The following is a 17,951-nucleotide window of genomic DNA, read 5'->3' on the forward strand; positions in this document are numbered from 1 at the left end:
CACCGTGTTTACAAGCCCCCGTCCGGCTCCTAGCATGGTCCGATCCCCAGCACCGTGTTCCGCACCGCGGAACAACGCCGCCGCACCGTCCATGCAGCAAGCCCCAGCCTCCGCCCCCGCGCATTTCGCCCACTGGCCCCCTGGCTTGCCGCACCACCTGACGCTGCCGCAGACCAACCTCTTCCACAACCTGGAGGTGTCGGCGCGCCGCTATCCGGACAAGGCGGCCGTCATCTTCTACGACAGCGTGATGAGCTATGCGCAGCTGCTGGACGGCAGCGAGCGCATCGCCGGTTGGCTTCAGCACGTCGGCGTGCAGGCCGGCGACCGCGTGCTGCTCTACCTGCAGAACAGCCCGCAGTGGGTGATGGCGTTCTACGGCATCCTGCGCGCCAACGCGGTGGTGGTGCCGGTCAACCCGATGAACCGCAGCGAGGAGCTGCGCCACTACGTGCACGACAGCGGCGCGCGCGTCGCCATCGTGCCGCAGGACCTGCTGGCGCAGATGCAGCCGCTGCTCGAGGAATCCGTTGAACCCGATGCGGCCGCCCTGCGGCAGCTGCTCGTCGTCACCTACGCCGATGCGCTGACCACGCCGACCGACCTGCCGGTGCCCGAGATCGTCTCGGCCGCCCCGCTCGCCTTCGACGCGCCGAAGCTGACCGCCTGGCGCGACGCCCTCGCGCAAGACTGTCGCACCGGCCCGCTGACCGCCGGCCCGCACGACCTGTGCGTGATGCCCTACACCTCCGGCACCACCGGCCAGCCGAAGGGCTGCATGCACACCCACCGCAGCGTGATGAGCACGCTGGTCGGCGGCGTGCAGTGGTTCGGCCGCACGCAGGATGCCGTCTACCTGTCGGTGCTGCCGTTCTTCCACGTCACCGGCATGGCCGGCAGCCTGAACGGCCCGCTGTACCTCGGCGCGACGATGGTGGTGCTGGCACGCTGGGACCGCGATGCCGCCGCGCAATGCATCCAGCGCCACCGCGCCACGGTGCTGCAGGCGATCTCGACGATGGTGGTCGACTTCCTGTCGAACCCGCGCCTGGCGGACTACGACCTGTCCAGCCTGCAGGGCATCCGCGGCGGCGGCGCGGCGATGCCGGCCGCCGTGGCCGCGCGGCTGCGCGAACTGACGGGCCTCGATTACGTCGAGGGCTACGGCATGACCGAGGCGATGGCCGCGACGCACATCAACCCGCCGCACCGGCCCAAGCCGCAGTGCCTCGGCATCCCGGTGTTCGACGTCGATGCGCGGGTGGTCGACCCGGCCACGCTGCTCGAGCTGCCGCGCGGCGAGACCGGCGAGGTGGTGGTGCACGGCCCGCAGGTGATGCGCGGCTACTGGAACGACGAGGCCGCCACCCGCGACGCCTTCATCGAGATCGACGGCCGCGCCTTCCTGCGCACCGGCGACCTCGCGCAGGTCGATGCCGACGGCTACTTCTTCATGGTCGACCGGCTCAAGCGGATGATCAACGCGTCGGGCTTCAAGGTCTGGCCGGCCGAGGTCGAATCGCTGATGTACCGCCACCCGGCCGTGCTCGAAGCCTGCGTGATCGCCGCGCGCGACGAGCGCCGCGGCGAGACGGTGAAGGCGCTGGTCGTGCGGCGCGCGGGGCACGAGTCGGTGACCGCGCAGGAGCTGATCGCCTGGAGCCACGAGCACATGGCCGCCTACAAGAGCCCGCGCATCGTCGAGTTCGTCGCCGCGCTGCCCAAGTCCGGCACCGGCAAGGTGATGTGGCGCGAGCTGCAGGAGCGCGAACTGAACACACCCCGAGGAGACACCCCATGACCAACGTTCCCCTGTTGCGCCGCCGCTCGCTGATCGTCGCCGCCGGCGGCGCGGCCCTCGCGGCACCGCTGCGCGTGCTGCGCGCCGAGAGCTTCCCGAGCAAGCCCATCACGCTGATCGTGCCGTGGCCGGCTGGCGGCTCCACCGACCGCCACCTGCGCACGCTGGCCGACATCGCCGGCAAGCTGCTCGGCCAGAACGTCATCGTGCAGAACCAGCCCGGTGCCGGCGGCACGCTCGGCCCGGGGATGATGGCCGGCACCGCGAAGCCCGACGGCTACACCATCGCGCAGTACCCGATGGGCATGCTGCGGCTGCCGCACATGCAGAAGGTGGCGTGGAACCCGATCAGCGACTTCACCTTCATCATGGGCATCTCGGGCTACACCTTCGGCTTCACGGTGCGCGCCGATTCGCCGTTCAAGACCTTCAACGACTACATCGAGGCAGCGCGCCGCGAGCCGGGCAAGGTCGACTACGGCTCCACCGGCATCGGCACCTCGCCGCACCTGCTGATGGAAGAGCTGGCCGACAACGCGAAGGTCACGCTGAACCACATCCCGTTCAAGGGCAACGCCGACCTGCAGCAGGCGCTGCTCGGCGGGCATGTGATGGCGCAGAGCGACGCGACCGGCTGGGACAAGTTCGTCGACAACGGCCAGATGCGGCTGCTCGTCACCTTCGGCGAGCGGCGCACGAAGCGCTGGCCGAACGTGCCGACCGCGAAGGACCTGGGCTACGGCGTGGTGTCGAGCTCGCCGTACGGGCTGGTCGGCCCGAAGGGCATGGACCCGGCGGTCGTGAAGACGCTGCACGATGCGTTCAAGAAGGCGATGGACGACCCGCGCCACGTCGAGCTGCTCGACCAGCTGAACCAGGAGGCCTGGTACCGCAGCGGCGACGACTACGCGAAGTGGGCGCGCGAGACCTTCGTGAAGGACAAGGCGCTGATCGAGCGGCTGGGCCTGGCAGCGAAGGCCTGACGTGGGCGTGCTCGCGCTGGTCTCGCCCTTGCCTGTAGCGCCGTATGCCGAGGCCTTGCGGCGCGCCGCCCAAGGCATCGAGGTGTGGACGAGCGACGACGACGCGCCACCGGAGCGCGTCGAGGCCCTGCTCGCATGGCGGCTGCAGCCGGGGCAGGTGGCGCGCTACCCGAACCTGCGGCTGGTGTGCAGCATCGGCGCGGGCGTCGACAAGCTGATGCCGGCGGACCTGCCGGACTCGGTGCTGCTGGCGCGCGTCGTCGATGCGAACCAGGGCTGCGAGATCGCGCAGTACGTGCTGGCCTGCACACTGGGCTTCACCAGGGACCTCGGGCGCTATGCGCGGCAGCAGGCCGCGGCGCAGTGGCTGCGGCATCCGGTGCGCGCCGCGGCGCAGTGCCGGGTCGGCATCCTCGGGCTCGGCGCGGTAGGGCAGGCGGTGGCGCGGGCCTTCATGCCGCTCGGCTACTCGGTCGCAGGCTGGAGCCGGCGCGGCGAACCGGTCAGCGGTGTCGAGGTGTTCAGCGGCGACGATGGGCTCGCGGCGCTGCTCGCGCGCAGCGACGTGCTGGTCTGCACGCTGCCGTTGACGCCGGCCACGCGCGGGCTGCTGAACCGGGCGACGCTGTCGCAGTTGCCGCGCGGCGCCTTCGTCGTCAGCGTCGGCCGCGGCGAGCATCTGGTGGAAGCCGACCTGCGGGCGCTGCTCGACGAGGGCCACCTGGCCGGTGCCGCGCTCGACGTGTTCGAGCGCGAGCCGCCCGATCCGTCGAACTGGGTCTGGCAGCACCCGAAGCTGGTCGCGACGCCGCACATCGCCGCCCAAGCCTCGTTCGACACCGTCGCGGCGCAGTGCCTCGATGCGCTGCGCCGCGCACGCGACGGGCGGCCACAGCCGCACGGCGTCGACCGTTCGGCCGGGTACTGACGATGGACGAAGCCTTCGAGACCCTTCCCGCGCGGATCCGCGCCCATGCGCGGGCGCGCCCGGCGCAGGCGGCGCTGCTGCAAGGCAACGAGTTGCTGACCTACGGCGCGCTCGATGCGCTGATGGACCGCATCGCCGCCGCGCTCCAGCGCGATGGCGCACAGCCGGGCGATGCCATCGCGGTGTGCGCCGGCACGTCGACGCGCTACGCGGCGGTGTTCCTCGGTGCGCTGCGGGCCGGCGTGGTCGTCGCGCCGCTCGCGCCGTCGTCGACGGCCGACAGCCTGGCGGCGATGCTGGCCGATGCGCAGCCGCGCGCGCTGTTCGTCGACGCGGCGTCGTCGGCGTTGATCGCGCCGTCGGCGCTGCCCCGCATCGCGCTCGACGACGATGCGGCCTTCGAGCGCTGGCTCGCGCCGGCCGGTTCGCCGCCGGCCGAGCCGCCGCTGCCACCCGAGGCGCCGTTCAACATCATCTATTCGTCCGGCACCACCGGCGTGCCGAAAGGCATCGTGCAGTCGCACGGCATGCGCTGGGCGCACGTGCAACGCAGCCGGCAGTTCGGCTACACGCCCGACGGCATCACGCTGCTCGCGACGCCGCTGTACTCGAACACGACGCTGGTGGTGTTCTTCCCGACGCTGGCCAGCGGTGGCTGCGTCGTGCTGATGCCGAAGTTCGACGCCGCCGGCTACCTCGCGCTGGCCGCGCAGCACCGCGCGACCCACACGATGCTGGTGCCGGTGCAGTACCAGCGGCTGATGGCGCTGCCGGGCTTCGGGCAGCACGACCTGGGCGCCTTCATCAACAAGTTCTGCACCAGCGCACCCTTCGGCGCCGCGCTGAAGGCCGATGTGCTGGCGCGCTGGCCGGGCGGGCTGGTCGAGTTCTACGGCATGACCGAGGGCGGCGGCACCTGCATCCTCGCGGCGCACGAGCACCCGGACAAGCTGCACACGGTGGGGTGTCCCGCCGAAGGGCACGACATCCGGCTGATCGACGACGACGGCAGCGAGCTGCCGCCCGGCGCCACCGGCGAGGTGGTCGGCCATTCGCCGGGGATGATGCTGGGTTACCACCGGCAGCCGCAGAAGACGCGCGAGGCCGAGTGGTTCGACGCGGCGGGCAAGCGCTTCATCCGCACCGGCGACGTCGGGCGCTTCGATGCCGACGGCTTCCTGGTGCTGCTCGACCGCAAGAAGGACGTCGTGATCAGCGGCGGCTTCAACATCTACCCGAGCGACCTGGAGGCGGTGCTGCGCGGGCACCCGGCGGTGGCCGATGCGGCGGTGGTGGGCGTGCCGTCGACCGAATGGGGCGAGACGCCGGTGGCCTTCGTCGTGGTGCGCGACGGCGCGCAGGACGCCACGGCCGAGGACCTGAAGCAGTGGCTGAACGCCCGCGTCGGCAAGACGCAGCGCGTGGCCGGCGTGCGCCTCGTCGACGAACTGCCGCGCAGTGCGATCGGCAAGGTGCTCAAGCGCGAGTTGCGCGAGCGCTGGCGCTGAGCACAAAGCCGGTGCGATTTCTTGCAAGCGCGTGAAAGGCGGGCGAGTTCATCGGGTATCCAGAAGTCACGAATGTGAGGGGCGGGTTTACACGTACGATCCCGCCCGCCAAGGGGTCCACCCGCGGCACCGGCAGCTGTCAACGGCCGGATTCATCTCCACGAGACAACACAGGATTCCCCATGAAGAAGATCCTCCTCACCGCCCTCATCGCGATGGCCGCCAGCGCCGGTGCGCAAGCCGAAGGCATCTACGTCGGCGTGGCCGCCGGCGGCACCAACACCGACATCGACTGCTCCGGCGCCCCCAGCTGCGACAAGAGCGACACCGGCTTCAAGCTGTTCGGTGGCTACAAGCTGACCGAGAACATCGCTGTCGAGGCGCACTACGCCGACTTCGGCAAGGCCAAGCTCAGCGGCGGCGGTGCCTCCCTCGACGTGAAGATGTCGGGCTTCGGCATCGGCGCGGCGTTCCTGGGCGACTTCACGCCCGACTGGAACGGCGTGGTCCGCGCCGGCGTCGCGCGCAACAAGGTGAAGCTGGATGGCGCGCTCTCCGACTCGGAGAGCAAGACCAAGGCCTACGTCGGCGCCGGCGTCGGCTACAAGCTGACCAAGGAAGTCGCGCTGACCGCCGCCGTCGACTACACCGAAGGCGAGATCCAGGGCGACAAGGCCAAGGCCACGCTGTACACGATCGGCGTCAACTACAACTTCTGATCTCGGATCTCCTGATCCGCTGACACGAAGCAGCCGATCCCGCTCGACGCGGGGTCGGCTATTTTTTTGCGCGCTGCGCTTCGCCCCACAGGCCCTGGCACTGCTGCGCCAGCGGGCCCGAGGCGGCCGAGGCCGGCGCCACCGGCGTCTTCTTCAGGCGCTTCTGCTCGGCGACATAGGCGCTGCTCTTGCGCAGCGCGGCCAGCTTGCCCAGCATCTTCTCGTCTTCCGGCACGTGGTACAGCCGCAGGTAGGCGACGTCGCGCTGACCCTTCATCGCGGGGTACATCGCCTCGCAGCGCTGGTAGCTGGCGTCGTAGCGGGCGAGCTTCTTCGCATCGAGCGTCAGCGCCTGGGCGGAGCCGGCGAACAGCGTGAGGGCAGTCAGGGCGGTCGGGAGGAGGCGCATGGGACAACGGGTCAGCGGCGAAGTTGGCAAGCATAGGCCACCGCACGCACTGTCGCGCATCCAGTTGCAACGACCGCAGCGAGGGGTCGCGCTGTCTCTGGCGGGCAGTCCGGGCAGCCGTTACGCCGCTGCTTGCCCCTTGGATGCAAGCCCGATACCGGCAGAGGGTCGAGGCAATGCCGCTGCGTCCACCACGCCGCTCCTGGCGTAACGCAAGGCAGCCGGCACACCGCCGGCTGCCATGCCAACACACCAGGAGAAGCCATGACACCCACCCGTTTGCGCAGCGCGCCGCTCGCGCTCGCCGCGACCCTCGCGCTGTGCGCCGCCGCCCATGCCTCCAGCCATCGCGAGGCGCCGTTCATCACCACGCAACCCAAGGTCGACGCCACCGATTTCTACATGTTCCGCAGCTACGAGGCCGACCGCACCGACTACGTCACGCTGATCGCGAACTACCTGCCGCTGCAGGACGCCTACGGCGGTCCGAACTACTTCTCGATGGATCCGAACGCGCTGTACGAGATCCACATCGACAACAACGGCGACGCGAAGGAAGACCTGAGCTTCCAGTTCCGCTTCAAGAACACGCTGAACAACGTCAAGCTGCCGATCGGCGACAAGAACGTCGCGATCCCGCTGATCCAGGCCGGGCCGGTCACCGACGTTCGTTCGGCTTCGCTGAACCTCACCGAGACCTACACCGTCGACGTGGTGCGCGGCGACCGCCGCAGCGGCCGGCGCAGCGCGATCACCAACGCGGCCGGCGGCAGTGCCAGCTTCGACAAGCCGGTCGACAACATCGGCGTGAAGACCCTGCCCGACTACGCCGCCTATGCGGCGAAGCACATCTACAACGTCAACATCCCGGGCTGCGCGATGCCGGGCAAGGTGTTCGCCGGCCAGCGCAAGGACCCGTTCGCGGTCAACCTCGGCACCATCTTCGACCTGGTCAACGCGCCGGTGGCCGTGATCACCGACCCGGCGCTGATCAATGCGGCACCGAACACCATCGACGACAAGAACGTCACGACGCTGGCGCTCGAGGTGCACAAGAGCTGCCTGACCGCCGGCACCGACCCGGTGATCGGCGGCTGGACCAGCGCCAGCCTGCGCCAGGTGCGCCTGCTCGACCCGACGCCGAAGGCCGGCCACCAGACCACCGAGAAGGCCGGCGGCGCCTGGACCCAGGTCTCGCGCCTGGGCATGCCGCTGGTCAACGAGGTGGTGATCGGCCTGCCCGACAAGGACCGCTTCAACGGCTCGAAGCCGAAGGACGACGCGCAGTTCGCCGCCTACGTCGCGAACCCCACGCTGCCCGCGCTGCTGGAGATCGCGCTGAAGCTGCCCGGCACCGCACCGAAGAACCTGCCGCGCACCGACCTCGTGACGGCCTTCCTGACCGGCATCAAGGGCGTGAACCAGCCGGCGAACGTGATGCCCTCCGAAATGCTGCGGCTGAACACCGCGATCGCCCCGGTGGCGTTCGCCGACCAGAACCGGCTCGGCATCGTCGGCAACATCCTCGCGGGCGGCACCGACAACGCCGGCTTCCCGAACGGCCGCCGGCCGAAGGACGACGTGGTCGACGTCTCGCTGGTCGCGGTGATGGGCGGGCTGTGCATGGCCAATGGCGACACCGACAAGTTCGGCTTCGGCGCGGCCTGCAAGCCGGCCAACGTGCCGCTGGGGGCCACCTCGCTGAAGCTGCATGACGCGGTCGACCAGGCCGTGGTGCCGCTACTGCCGGGCTTCCCGTACCTGACCACGCCCATCGGCGGCACGCATTGAGGAGCGCAGCATGAACAACCAGCTTCTTCAAGCGCTCGGCACCAGCCTGGTGGGTGCCGCGTTGCTGGCAGCGTGCGGTGGCGGAGGGTCCGGCGGCGACGCGCCGGCCCCGGAGGAAACCGCGGTGCCGGTCAGTGCGGCGGCCACGCCGGCGGCGTACACCGAGTACGCCGCGGCGCGGGTGAACGTGGCGTCCGACAGCGGCGAGCCGCTGAGCCTGGACGCCATCACGAGCGTGCCGACCAGCGAGACCGACGAACCGGCCACGCTGTGATCTGAACCCGTGACCCGGAGGCCCCTCCGGGTCACGGCCCCTTTTCCACGCGAGGTGACGATGTTTCACTCGATCTTCCGGTGCTGGCCGGTCGCGCTGCTGCATGCCGCGCTGTGCCACGCCGCCCCCTTCGTTCCGGCCGGCGACGACACCCTCGTCGAACGCCTGCCGGCCCGCATCGGCAACGCTGCCGAGCGCCAGCAGCAACGCGCGCTGCGCGAGCAGCTGCGCCAGCACCCGGCTGAACTGCAGCTCGCGACGCGGCTCGCGAGCGACGCCATCGAACGCGCGCGCCGCGACGGCGACCCGCGCGAACTCGGCCAAGCCCAGGCGGCCCTCGCGCCGTGGTGGACCCAGTCCCACCCTCCGGCGCCGGTGCGCCTGCTGCGCGCGATCGTGCGGCAAAGCCAGCACGACTTCGCACCGGCCCTGCAGGACCTCGATGCGCTGTTGCAGCCCGGCCCGCAACCGGTGCCGCTGGCCATCCAGGCGCAGGCCGAGCTGACGCGCGCCTCGGTGCTGCAGGTGCAAGGCCGCTGGCGCGAGGCCGACGCCGGGTGCGAACGCCTGCTGGGGGCGCACTACGCGGCACTCGGCAGCGCGGTGCGGCTGCCGGCGCAGGTCTGCCGTGCCGAGTTGATGAGCCTGCAAGGCCAGGCCGCTGCGGCCGAGACCGCGCTGGCCGCCCTGGCGCGACAAGCGGACGCCGACGCCGGCTGGCTGGCGCTCGTGCAGGCCGAACTGGCCGAGCGCCGCGGCGATGCGTCTGCCGAGGCGCTGTACCGGCGCGCGATGGCAGCATCATCGCTGCCCGACGTCTACACGCTGGCCGCCTGCGCCGACTGGCTGCTGGCGCAGCACCGCGAGCGCGACGTCGCCACGCTGCTGGCCGGCCGCGAGGATGCGGACGCCTTGCTGCTGCGCCTGGCGATCGCCTGGAAGCGCAGCGCCGACCCGCGCGCGCCGCAAGCCATCGCGACCCTGGCCGCGCGCTTCGACGCGGCCCGCCAGCGCGGCGACCGCAGCCATGGGCGCGAGCAAGCGCGCTACGAACTCGACCTGCTGGGCGACGCGCAGGCCGCCCTGTCGAGCGCGCAGGCGAACTGGGCCGTCCAGAAGGAACCGGCCGACGCGCTGCTGCTGGCACGCGCCGCGTTGGCGGCCACGCAACCCCAGGCGGCACAGCCCGTGTGGCAACGGGTCCGCGACACCGGCTGGCAGGATGCGCGCCTGCAGGCGCTGGCCGGGAGCGGATCATGAATGCGCGCCACCTGCTGATCGCCTGCCTCGGCCTGCTGCCGCTCATCGCGCAGGCCCACAAGCCGAGCGATGCCTACGTCCAGCTGAAGGTCGAGGGTGCCATCGTGGCGCAGCGCTTCGACATCGCGCTGCGCGACCTGGAACGCGAGCTCGCACTCGATGCCGACGATGACGGGCGACTCACCTGGGGCGAGGTGCGCACGCGCTGGGCCGACATCGACCGGCTGTCGCTGCAAGGCCTGTCGGTGCAGGCCGACGGCGCGCCGTGCACGCCCGGCGCCAGCGGCACGCCGCAGCTCGACGAGCACAGCGATGGCCGCTATGCGGTGTTGACGCGGCGCTGGACCTGCCCCGCGCCGGTTCGAAGCTTGACGCCCGTCTACCAGCTGTTCGCGCAGAGCGATCCGACGCACCGCGGCATCGTCCGCGTGCAGCAGCAGGGCCGTGGCGAGACCGCGGTGCTGGTGCCCGGTGCCGCGACGCGCAGCTTCGGCGCCGCCACCGGGCCTGCCTTCGCCGGTTTCGTCGCCGAAGGCGTGCACCACATCCTGATCGGCAGCGACCACATCCTGTTCCTGCTCGCACTGCTGCTGCCGGCCGTGCTGGCGTCGCCGCGGCTGAAGCCGGTGCTGGCCGAGGTGCTGCGCGTCGTCACCGCCTTCACCGTGGCGCACTCGATCACGCTCGCGTTGGCCGCCTTCGATCTGGTGAACCCGCCGTCGCGCTGGGTCGAATCGGTCATCGCGGCCAGCGTGGTGTTCGCGGCGCTGAACAACCTGGTGCCGATGGTGCGCGAGGGCCGCTGGAAGCTCACCTTCGCGTTCGGGCTGGTGCACGGCTTCGGGTTCGCAGGCGCGCTGAAGGACGCCGGTCTCGCGCAAGGCGCACTCGCGCTGCCGCTGCTCGGCTTCAACCTCGGCGTCGAACTGGGGCAGCTCGCGATCGTCGCCTTCTTCGTGACGACCGTCTGGGCGCTGCGCGCGACACGCTTCTACCGGCACGTGCTGCTGCGCGGCGGCTCGGCGCTGATCGTGCTGGTCGCGGTGCTGTGGTTGACCGAACGCGCCTTCGACATCAAGCTGGGCGTGGCCAGCGTCGAGGTGGCGAGCGCCCAGATACCATGGGCTGTGCGGGACCCTCTCGCCGGGGAGACGAGATGAAAGCAGCCATCCTTTCGCCAACGCGGGCAGCGACCATCGCCACCGCCGTGATGGTCGGCTCGCTGGCCGCGCCGCATGCACGCGCGACCGACGCCCTCACCACCGACCGCCCCGATTTCGTCGAATCCAGCGATGTCGTCGGCCGCGGCCGCGTGCAGATCGAGACCGGGCTCGGCTTCGAGCGCAACGAGGCCGACGGCCTGAAGACCCGCGCGCGCAGCACGCCGACGCTGCTGCGCCTGGGCTTTCGCGACGACATGGAATTCCGCGTCGAGACCGACGGGGTGCTGCGCACCCGCACGCAAGACCTGTCGACCGGCCTCACGCAGACCGAGCGCGGCACGGCCGACACCTCGATCGGCATCAAGTGGCGCACGCAGGAAGGCGACGAAGCCCGCGGCACGCCGGGCATGGCCTGGCTCGCGCACGTCGACCTCGACACCGGCTCCGCTGCGTTCCGCGGCCAGGGCCTGCGCCCGTCGCTGCGCTTCGTCGCCGAATGGGATCTGCCGAACGACATGTCGATCGGCGTGATGCCCGGCGTCGTCGCCGACAAGGCCGACGACGGTTCGCGCTTCGCGTCCGGCATCTTCGCGGTGACGCTCAGCAAGGGCTGGTCGCCGGCCTGGCACACCTTCGTCGAGATCGCCGGCCAGCAACTGGCGAGCCGGGCGCACGGCGGCAACGTCGTCAGCTTCGACTTCGGCGCGTCGTACCTGGTGAACGATTCGCTGCAGCTCGACCTCTCGGCCTCGCGCGGGTTGACCCGCGACACGCCCGACCTGCAATGGGGCGTCGGCGTCTCGTTCCGCTTCTAGGACCGCCATGATCAGGATCACCACCCACGTCAGCTTTTCGCGCTGAGCGGTGGAGGCGTGCACGCGGCTGAATCGATGCGGCCGATGGGACGAATTGCCGGCATCCACCACTCATGCGGACAACCACTCCCGTGTTTCCCCATGCGCACCCCGACTTCGCCTCCGCTGACACCCAGGCCCCTTGCCCAACAGCCGCCCATCCCCGAGGTTCCTGCACGGGTCAGGCCGCTCCGCGGAATCTTGCGGGCCCGCGGCCTCGCCACGCAGGACGCTCCCTCAATCGAATCGATGAAGGCAGGCGTCGACAAGCTGCTGGCGAACGCCGAAAGAGAGGTCAACGATGCCCTGGAAAAAGAATCGTTGACGACGCTCCTCGACCATCACGAGGTCGGGATCTCCGAGACGCTGGGCAGCATCTTGCCTGTCACCTGTTCCGGTCGCCCCGACGTCGACGCGACCCAGGACGACTTCACCGTGCACGGGGTGCTGGAAGGCTTCACCTCGAAGCATCTGGAGCAGCTGCGGGCCGCCGCGGACAAGTGCGATGTCCGCGCCTTCGAGGAACTGCTCGAGAAAGCCTCGGTCGACCTCGGCGGCGGCCCGAGAGAGAGGCCGCTGGAGGCCTCCCTGCGAGCCATGCTGCCGCAAGTGACCTCCTGCATCACCGAACTCGAATCGGCCCTGAAGCCCCTGCTGTCAGCTCATCTGGAGAGGTTTCAAGAACAACGGCCGCCACGGCAACCAAGCCCCTGCCCAGCGCCCCGCGCCTTCTCGGATCAAGCCGTGTCCACGTGCCTGGCGACGCTCCAGCGCGCCGCCGACAGGGGCCATGCCCGCGCCTACCTGGCCGCCCTCGCCGAGCTTCGCAGCCATCCCCTCGGGGTCGTCACCTTCCCTGACGACATCAGCGACTCGACGATGCAGGCGCAGGTGTAGCCGGGTCGTTCGGCCTTCCATGCGCCGATCACGCAGCCGCTGCAGGCCCTCCGTTTGCCATGCCCTGCAGCACGGTGGCAGGATGCACGGTTCCCGCCGCCCTTTCGAATGGAGCCGACCGCATGCCAGGCCGACCACAGGCTGTTCCCTTTCTGACACGCATCACGCGCTCATTGCTGTTCACGCTGCTGTTGACGCTGGGCGCCGCCACCGCGACGGCCCAACCCGCCGATGATGCCGACGCGGTGCTCGAATCCGCCCGCCAGCGCGTCGATTCGATCGAGAAGCGCCTGCAGGCCGACAGCCCCGATGCCGAGCTGGTCGCGATGCGCGACGTGCTGCTCGAGATCCAGCAGCATGCCGAGCAGATCGCGCAGACCCAGGCGCCCGAACTCGCGCGGGCGCAGGCGCGGCTGACCGAGCTCGGTGCCGCCCCCGACGGCACGCGCGAGGACAGCGACGTCGCGACCCAGCGCGACAGCCTGCAGAAGACCACCGAGTCGCTGAACGCGCGCATCAAGCTCGCACGGCTGCTGTCGGTCGAGAGCCTGCAGCTCGCCGACCAGGCCGCGCGGCAGCGCCGCTCGCGCTTCCAGGCGCACCTGTTCGAGCGCACCGATGCGCTGCTGAGCACCTCGTTCTGGCACGACCTGCGCGACCTCTTCTCGCCGGGCGAGGCCACGCCCTCGCCGTGGCAGAACCAGCTCGGCGCGGCATTCGCCCGCATGTCGGCCGCGGCGTGGCTGGCGTGGCTCGGCGTCGCGCTGATCGGCATCGCGCTGCGCATCGCACTCGGGCGCGTCGTCACGCGGCTGGCCGCCACGCATTCGCCGGCCGCGCGGGTGCGCCGCACGCTGTACGCGCTGGCGCAGACGCTGCTGCGGATGCTCGTGCCCGGCGCCATCGCGTGGGGCCTGGTGCTCGGCCTGAACTGGCAGCGCCCGACGCCCGAGCCGCTGCACGGCCTGCTCGCGAGCTTCGTCGGCGCGGTGGTGTTCTCGGCCTACCTCGCCGGGCTCGGGCGCGCGCTGCTGGCCGCCGACCAGCCGGCCTGGCGGCTCGTGCCGATGCCCGACGCGCTGGCGCAGGCGCTGCGCCGGCAACCGGCGGTGATTGCCGTCGTCACGCTCGCCGGCTGGCTGATCCAGCGGCTGGCCGTGCTGGCGCAGGCCGATCTCGCGGCCGAGGTCGCGATCAACTGCGTCTACGCGCTGGTGCTGGCACTCGTCGTCGGCCGCAGCCTGCGCCATGGCGAGCGGCTGCGCCGCGCCGCGCTGGCCACCGCGTCGGCCGAGCCGCAACCGGACCCGGCATCCCCGCTCGACGCGCTGCCGCGGCCGCTGTGGGTTTCGCTGATGCTGGGCGGCGTGTGGCTCGCGCTGGTCGCGAGCGTCGTCTGCATCGTGATCGGCTACGTGGCGCTCGGCGGCTTCGTCGCGCGCCAGGTGGTCTGGGTGTTCGTCGTCTCGCTGACGGCCTACCTGCTGACCTTGCTGGTGGGCGATGTCTTCGACACCTGGGTGCGTTCGCCGCCGCTCACCGATCCGGACGCGGAGGCGCCCGATGGCGCGATCGAGGCGCACTCGGACGCCGCGGTGTCGCCGTCGCACCTGCGCAACCAGGTGGCCGTGATCGGCGCCGGCGGCCTGCAGCTCGCGGTGCTGCTGGTGGCGCTGGTGCTGATCCTCGCGCCGTTCGGCGAAGGCCCGGGCGACCTGTGGCAGCGGCTCGGCCAGCTCGATGTGGGCGTCGCGGTCGGCGAGCTGCAGGTGCGGCCGATCGCGGTGCTGCGCGCTCTGCTGGTGTTCGGCCTCAGCATGCTGGCGGTGCGTGCGCTCAAGCGCTGGCTGACGCGCAGCTTCCTGCCGACCACGCGGCTCGACGCCGGCATGCGCAGCTCGACCACCACGCTGTTCGGCTTCGTCGGCACGGTGCTCGCGATCGCGTTCGGGCTGTCGGCCATCGGCCTCGCGCTCGACAAGATCGCGTGGATCGCGAGCGCGCTGTCGGTGGGCATCGGCTTCGGGCTGCAGGCGGTGGTGTCGAACTTCGTCTCGGGGCTGATCCTGCTGGCCGAGCGGCCGGTGAAGGTGGGCGACTGGGTCACGCTGGGCGGCATCGAGGGCGACATCCGCCGCATCAACGTGCGCGCCACCGAGATCCAGATGGGCGACCGCTCGACGGTGATCGTGCCGAACTCGGAGTTCATCACGAAGACGGTGCGCAACGTCACGCACGCGAGCCCGCTGGGCCTGGTGCAGATCAAGCTGCCGATGCCGCTGGACACCGACACCGAGCGCGTGCGCGACCTGCTGCTGCAGGCCTTCATCGAGCACGAAGACGTGCTGGAGACGCCGGCGCCGAAGGTCTACCTCGACGGCTTCGACAACGGCAACCTGGTGTTCAACGCCACCGGCTACGTGCTGTCGCCGCGACAGTCGTATGCGGTGAAGAGCGCGTTGCTGTTCACCGTGCTGGGCGGGCTGCGCGAGGCGGGGGTGCCGATGTCGAAGCCGGCGGCGATGGTGCTGAGGGATGCGCCGCCGGGCCCGGCTTGAACGGACTCAGGCCTGCCACGGCGCCGGTGCCGCCGCATCCACGCCGTACTTCGCGACCGCCTGCGCCAGCACCCCGCGCTCCAGCGTGCCTTCGCGCACCAGCGCCTGCAGCGCCGCCAGCACCACCTGGTGCCGGTCGACCTCGAAGAAGCGGCGCAGTTGCTGGCGCGTGTCGCTGCGGCCGAAGCCGTCGGTGCCGAGCGTCGCGTAGCGCGCCGGCACGAACTCGGCGATCAGCTGCGGCCACGCGCGCACGTAGTCGGTCGCGGCGATCACCGGGTCGTCGCCGGCCAGCAGCGTCGCCACGTGCGACACCGCCGGCGCACCGCCCAGCCGCTCGGCGCGGTCGCACTCGCGGGCCTCGCGCGCCAGCTCGCTGAAGCTCGTCACGCTGAACACCTCGCTCGCCACCTTCCAGTCGGTGGCCAGCAGCTCGGCCGCGGCGATCACCTCGCGCAGGATCGCGCCGCTGCCGAGCAGCCGCACACTGCCGGCCGGCTTCTTCACCGCCTGCGCCTGCAGCCGGTACATGCCGCGCAGCAGGTCGGCGTGCGCCGCGTCCGGCAGCGACGGCTGCGCGTAGTTCTCGTTCATCAGCGTGATGTAGTGGAACTCGTCGCACTGCTGCTCCAGCATGCGCCGCGCCGCATGGTCCATGATCACCGCGACCTCGCCGGCGAAGGCCGGATCCCACGCGCGGCAGTTCGGCACCATCGCGGCCATCACCAGGCTGCTGCCGTCCTGGTGCTGCAGGCCCTCGCCGCCGAGCGTCGTGCGGCCCGCGGTGGCACCGAACAGGAAGCCGCGCACGCGCTGGTCGGCCGCCGCCCAGATCAGGTCGCCGACGCGCTGGAAGCCGAACATCGAGTAGTAGATGTACATCGGCAGCATCGGCAGCCCGTGCACGCTGTACGAGGTGCCGGCCGCGATCCACGACGCGAGCGCGCCGGCCTCGGTGATGCCTTCCTCGAGCAGCTGGCCGTCCTTCGCCTCGCGGTACGACAGCATCGAGCCCGCGTCCTCCGGCTCGTACAGCTGCCCGTGCGGCGAGTAGATGCCGATCTGCCGGAACAGGCTCGCCATGCCGAAGGTGCGCGCCTCGTCCGCGACGATCGGCACGATGCGCGGCCCGAGCGCCTCGTCCTTCAGCAGCCCGGCGAACATGCGCACCGCCGCCATCGTGGTCGACATCTCCTTGCCGTCGGCCTGCAGCGCGAAGCCGCCCCAGCCGGCCAGCGGCGGCACCGGCAGCACCGGCGCCTGCGGCTTGCGCGCCGGCAGCGCTCCGCCGAGCGCGCGGCGGCGCTCGTGCAGGTAGACCATCTCGGGGCTGTCGTCGGCCGGCTTGTAGAAGCGCAGCGCGGCCACGTCATCGTCCGACAGCGGCAGCGCGAAGCGGTCGCGGAAGGCCTTCAGCGCGCTCACGTCGAGCTTCTTCGCCTGGTGCGAGGTCATGCGCGATTCGCCGACGCCGCCCATGCCGAAGCCCTTCTTGGTCTTCGCGAGGATCACCGTCGGCCGGCCCTTGTGCGCCCGCGCCGCGGCGAAGGCCGCATGCAGCTTGCGGAAGTCGTGCCCGCCACGCTTCAGCGCATCGATCTCGTCGACGCCCATGTGCGCCACCAGCGCCTGCACCTGCGGGTCCTGCCGGAAGAAATGCTCGACGTTGTAGGCGCCGTCGTTCGCGCCCAGCGTCTGGTACTGGCCGTCGACGGTGGCGGCCAGCCGCTGCAGCAGCACGTGCTGGGTGTCGCGCGCGAACAGCGCATCCCAGTCGGAACCCCACAGCACCTTGACGACGTTCCAGCCGGCACCGGTGAACAGCGATTCGAGCTCCTGGATGATCTGGCCGTTGCCGCGCACCGGGCCATCGAGCCGCTGCAGGTTGCAGTTGACGACGAAGGTCAGGTTGTCGAGCTGCTCGCGCGCAGCGAGCGTCAGGCCGGCGATCGATTCGGGCTCGTCCATCTCGCCGTCGCCGAACACGCCCCAGACGTGGCGCTGCGCGGTGTCGGCCAGGCCACGGTGCGCCAGGTAGCGCATGAAGCGCGCCTGGTACACCGCGCTCAGCGGGCCGAGGCCCATCGAGCCGGTCGGGAACTGCCAGAACTCCGGCATCAGCCACGGGTGCGGGTACGAGCACAGGCCGCGGCCGCCGACCTCCTGGCGGTAGTTCGCGAGCTGCTCCTCGCTGAGCCGGCCCTCGAGGAAGGCGCGCGAGTAGACGCCCGGCGCCGAATGCGGCTGGAAGTACACCAGGTCGGCATCGCGCCCGCCCGGCGTGCGGCTGTCGTCGCCGCGGAAGAAATGGTTGAAGCCCAGCTCGAAGATCTCGGCCGCCGACGCATAGCTCGCGATGTGGCCACCCAGCTCGCCATAGGCCTGGTTCGCGCGCACCACCATCGCGAGCGCGTTCCAGCGCGTGATCGCGGTCAGGCGCTCCTCGATCGCGAGGTCGCCCGGGTAGTGGCCCTGGCGCTCCAGCGGGATGGTGTTGCGGTAGGCCGAGTACGGCTGCACGTGCGGCACGATGCCCAGCTGCTGCGCCTGCTCTTCCAGCTGCTCCAGCAGGTACAGGCCGCGCTCGCTGCCGCTCTCGGCGACGCTGGCGCGCAGCGCGTCGAGCCACTCCCTGGTTTCCAGCGGATCGGTGTCGCTCGCGGCCTGGGCGAGCAGGTGGCGGGGGGTCTGGCCGTTCATGGGGCGGTCCTGCAGCGGGGGAGCCGAGACTATAGAAGAACATGTTGAAACCGCGTGCGGAACCGCCCCCGGCGGGACATTGCATAGACTCGCCCACCCGGCCCGC

Annotated in this window: 14 protein-coding genes; 12 read left to right on the forward strand and 2 right to left on the reverse strand. The window is 70.9% G+C overall.

The genetic code is table 11. From position 1 onward, the window contains the following. The first annotated feature begins 91 nt into the window (after positions 1-91). From BUE42_RS02670 to BUE42_RS02690, 5 genes are all read left to right on the forward strand, one after another. Positions 92-1,801: a long-chain fatty acid--CoA ligase gene (locus BUE42_RS02670; RefSeq protein ID WP_073462552.1), complete on the forward strand. Its 1,710-nt coding sequence runs from the start codon at positions 92-94 to the stop codon at positions 1,799-1,801. Continuing rightward, positions 1,798-2,784: a tripartite tricarboxylate transporter substrate binding protein gene (locus BUE42_RS02675; protein WP_073462553.1), complete on the forward strand. Its 987-nt coding sequence runs from the start codon at positions 1,798-1,800 to the stop codon at positions 2,782-2,784. The genes BUE42_RS02670 and BUE42_RS02675 overlap by 4 nt, the downstream gene beginning before the upstream one ends. Before the next feature lies 1 nt (position 2,785). Then, positions 2,786-3,712, forward strand: a complete 927-nt coding sequence (locus BUE42_RS02680) for a 2-hydroxyacid dehydrogenase (RefSeq protein WP_073462554.1) — start codon at positions 2,786-2,788, stop codon at positions 3,710-3,712. A 2-nt stretch (positions 3,713-3,714) separates the two neighbouring features. Beyond that, the gene (locus tag BUE42_RS02685; RefSeq protein ID WP_073462555.1) at positions 3,715-5,220 is read left to right on the forward strand and encodes a class I adenylate-forming enzyme family protein; all 1,506 of its coding nucleotides are present in this window, start codon (positions 3,715-3,717) and stop codon (positions 5,218-5,220) included. A 182-nt stretch (positions 5,221-5,402) separates the two neighbouring features. Beyond that, a complete protein-coding gene (locus BUE42_RS02690) occupies positions 5,403-5,939 on the forward strand; it encodes a porin family protein (RefSeq protein ID WP_073462556.1) in 537 nt (178 codons plus the stop codon). A gap of 58 nt (positions 5,940-5,997) precedes the next feature. Here BUE42_RS02690 and BUE42_RS02695 read toward each other — a convergent pair whose 3' ends face one another. Then, positions 5,998-6,348 carry a hypothetical protein gene (locus BUE42_RS02695; RefSeq protein ID WP_073462557.1) on the reverse strand — a complete coding sequence of 117 codons (351 nt, stop codon included), beginning with the start codon at positions 6,346-6,348 and terminating at the stop codon, positions 5,998-6,000. Between the two features lie 264 nt (positions 6,349-6,612). Between BUE42_RS02695 and BUE42_RS02700 the strand changes: the two genes are divergently transcribed. The 7 genes from BUE42_RS02700 to BUE42_RS02730 all read left to right on the forward strand — a co-directional run bounded on the left by BUE42_RS02700 (position 6,613) and on the right by BUE42_RS02730 (position 15,145). Then, positions 6,613-8,139, forward strand: a complete 1,527-nt coding sequence (locus BUE42_RS02700; RefSeq protein ID WP_073462558.1) for a DUF4331 domain-containing protein — start codon at positions 6,613-6,615, stop codon at positions 8,137-8,139. A gap of 10 nt (positions 8,140-8,149) precedes the next feature. Continuing rightward, positions 8,150-8,413, forward strand: a complete 264-nt coding sequence (locus BUE42_RS02705) for a hypothetical protein (RefSeq protein WP_073462559.1) — start codon at positions 8,150-8,152, stop codon at positions 8,411-8,413. Between the two features lie 60 nt (positions 8,414-8,473). Continuing rightward, complete coding sequence (locus BUE42_RS02710; RefSeq protein ID WP_073462560.1) at positions 8,474-9,673, forward strand: hypothetical protein; 1,200 nt, start codon at positions 8,474-8,476, stop codon at positions 9,671-9,673. Further along, positions 9,670-10,833 (forward strand): HupE/UreJ family protein, encoded by a 1,164-nt coding sequence (locus tag BUE42_RS02715; RefSeq protein WP_073462561.1) that lies wholly within the window; start codon positions 9,670-9,672, stop codon positions 10,831-10,833. The genes BUE42_RS02710 and BUE42_RS02715 overlap by 4 nt, the downstream gene beginning before the upstream one ends. Continuing rightward, a complete protein-coding gene (locus BUE42_RS02720; RefSeq protein WP_073462562.1) occupies positions 10,830-11,651 on the forward strand; it encodes a transporter in 822 nt (273 codons plus the stop codon). The genes BUE42_RS02715 and BUE42_RS02720 overlap by 4 nt, the downstream gene beginning before the upstream one ends. Before the next feature lie 288 nt (positions 11,652-11,939). Then, complete coding sequence (locus BUE42_RS02725; RefSeq protein WP_143171266.1) at positions 11,940-12,587, forward strand: hypothetical protein; 648 nt, start codon at positions 11,940-11,942, stop codon at positions 12,585-12,587. A 122-nt stretch (positions 12,588-12,709) separates the two neighbouring features. Further along, the gene (locus BUE42_RS02730; protein ID WP_073462564.1) at positions 12,710-15,145 is read left to right on the forward strand and encodes a DUF3772 domain-containing protein; all 2,436 of its coding nucleotides are present in this window, start codon (positions 12,710-12,712) and stop codon (positions 15,143-15,145) included. 6 nt (positions 15,146-15,151) lie between these two features. Here BUE42_RS02730 and mdeB read toward each other — a convergent pair whose 3' ends face one another. Beyond that, entirely contained in the window at positions 15,152-17,845 is a 2,694-nt protein-coding gene (gene mdeB / locus BUE42_RS02735) for an alpha-ketoglutarate dehydrogenase (protein WP_073462565.1), read from the reverse strand. Between the last annotated feature and the right edge of the window lie 106 nt (positions 17,846-17,951).

The sequence above is a fragment of the Rhizobacter sp. OV335 genome (genome assembly GCF_900142965.1).
GTDB lineage: Bacteria > Pseudomonadota > Gammaproteobacteria > Burkholderiales > Burkholderiaceae_C > Rhizobacter.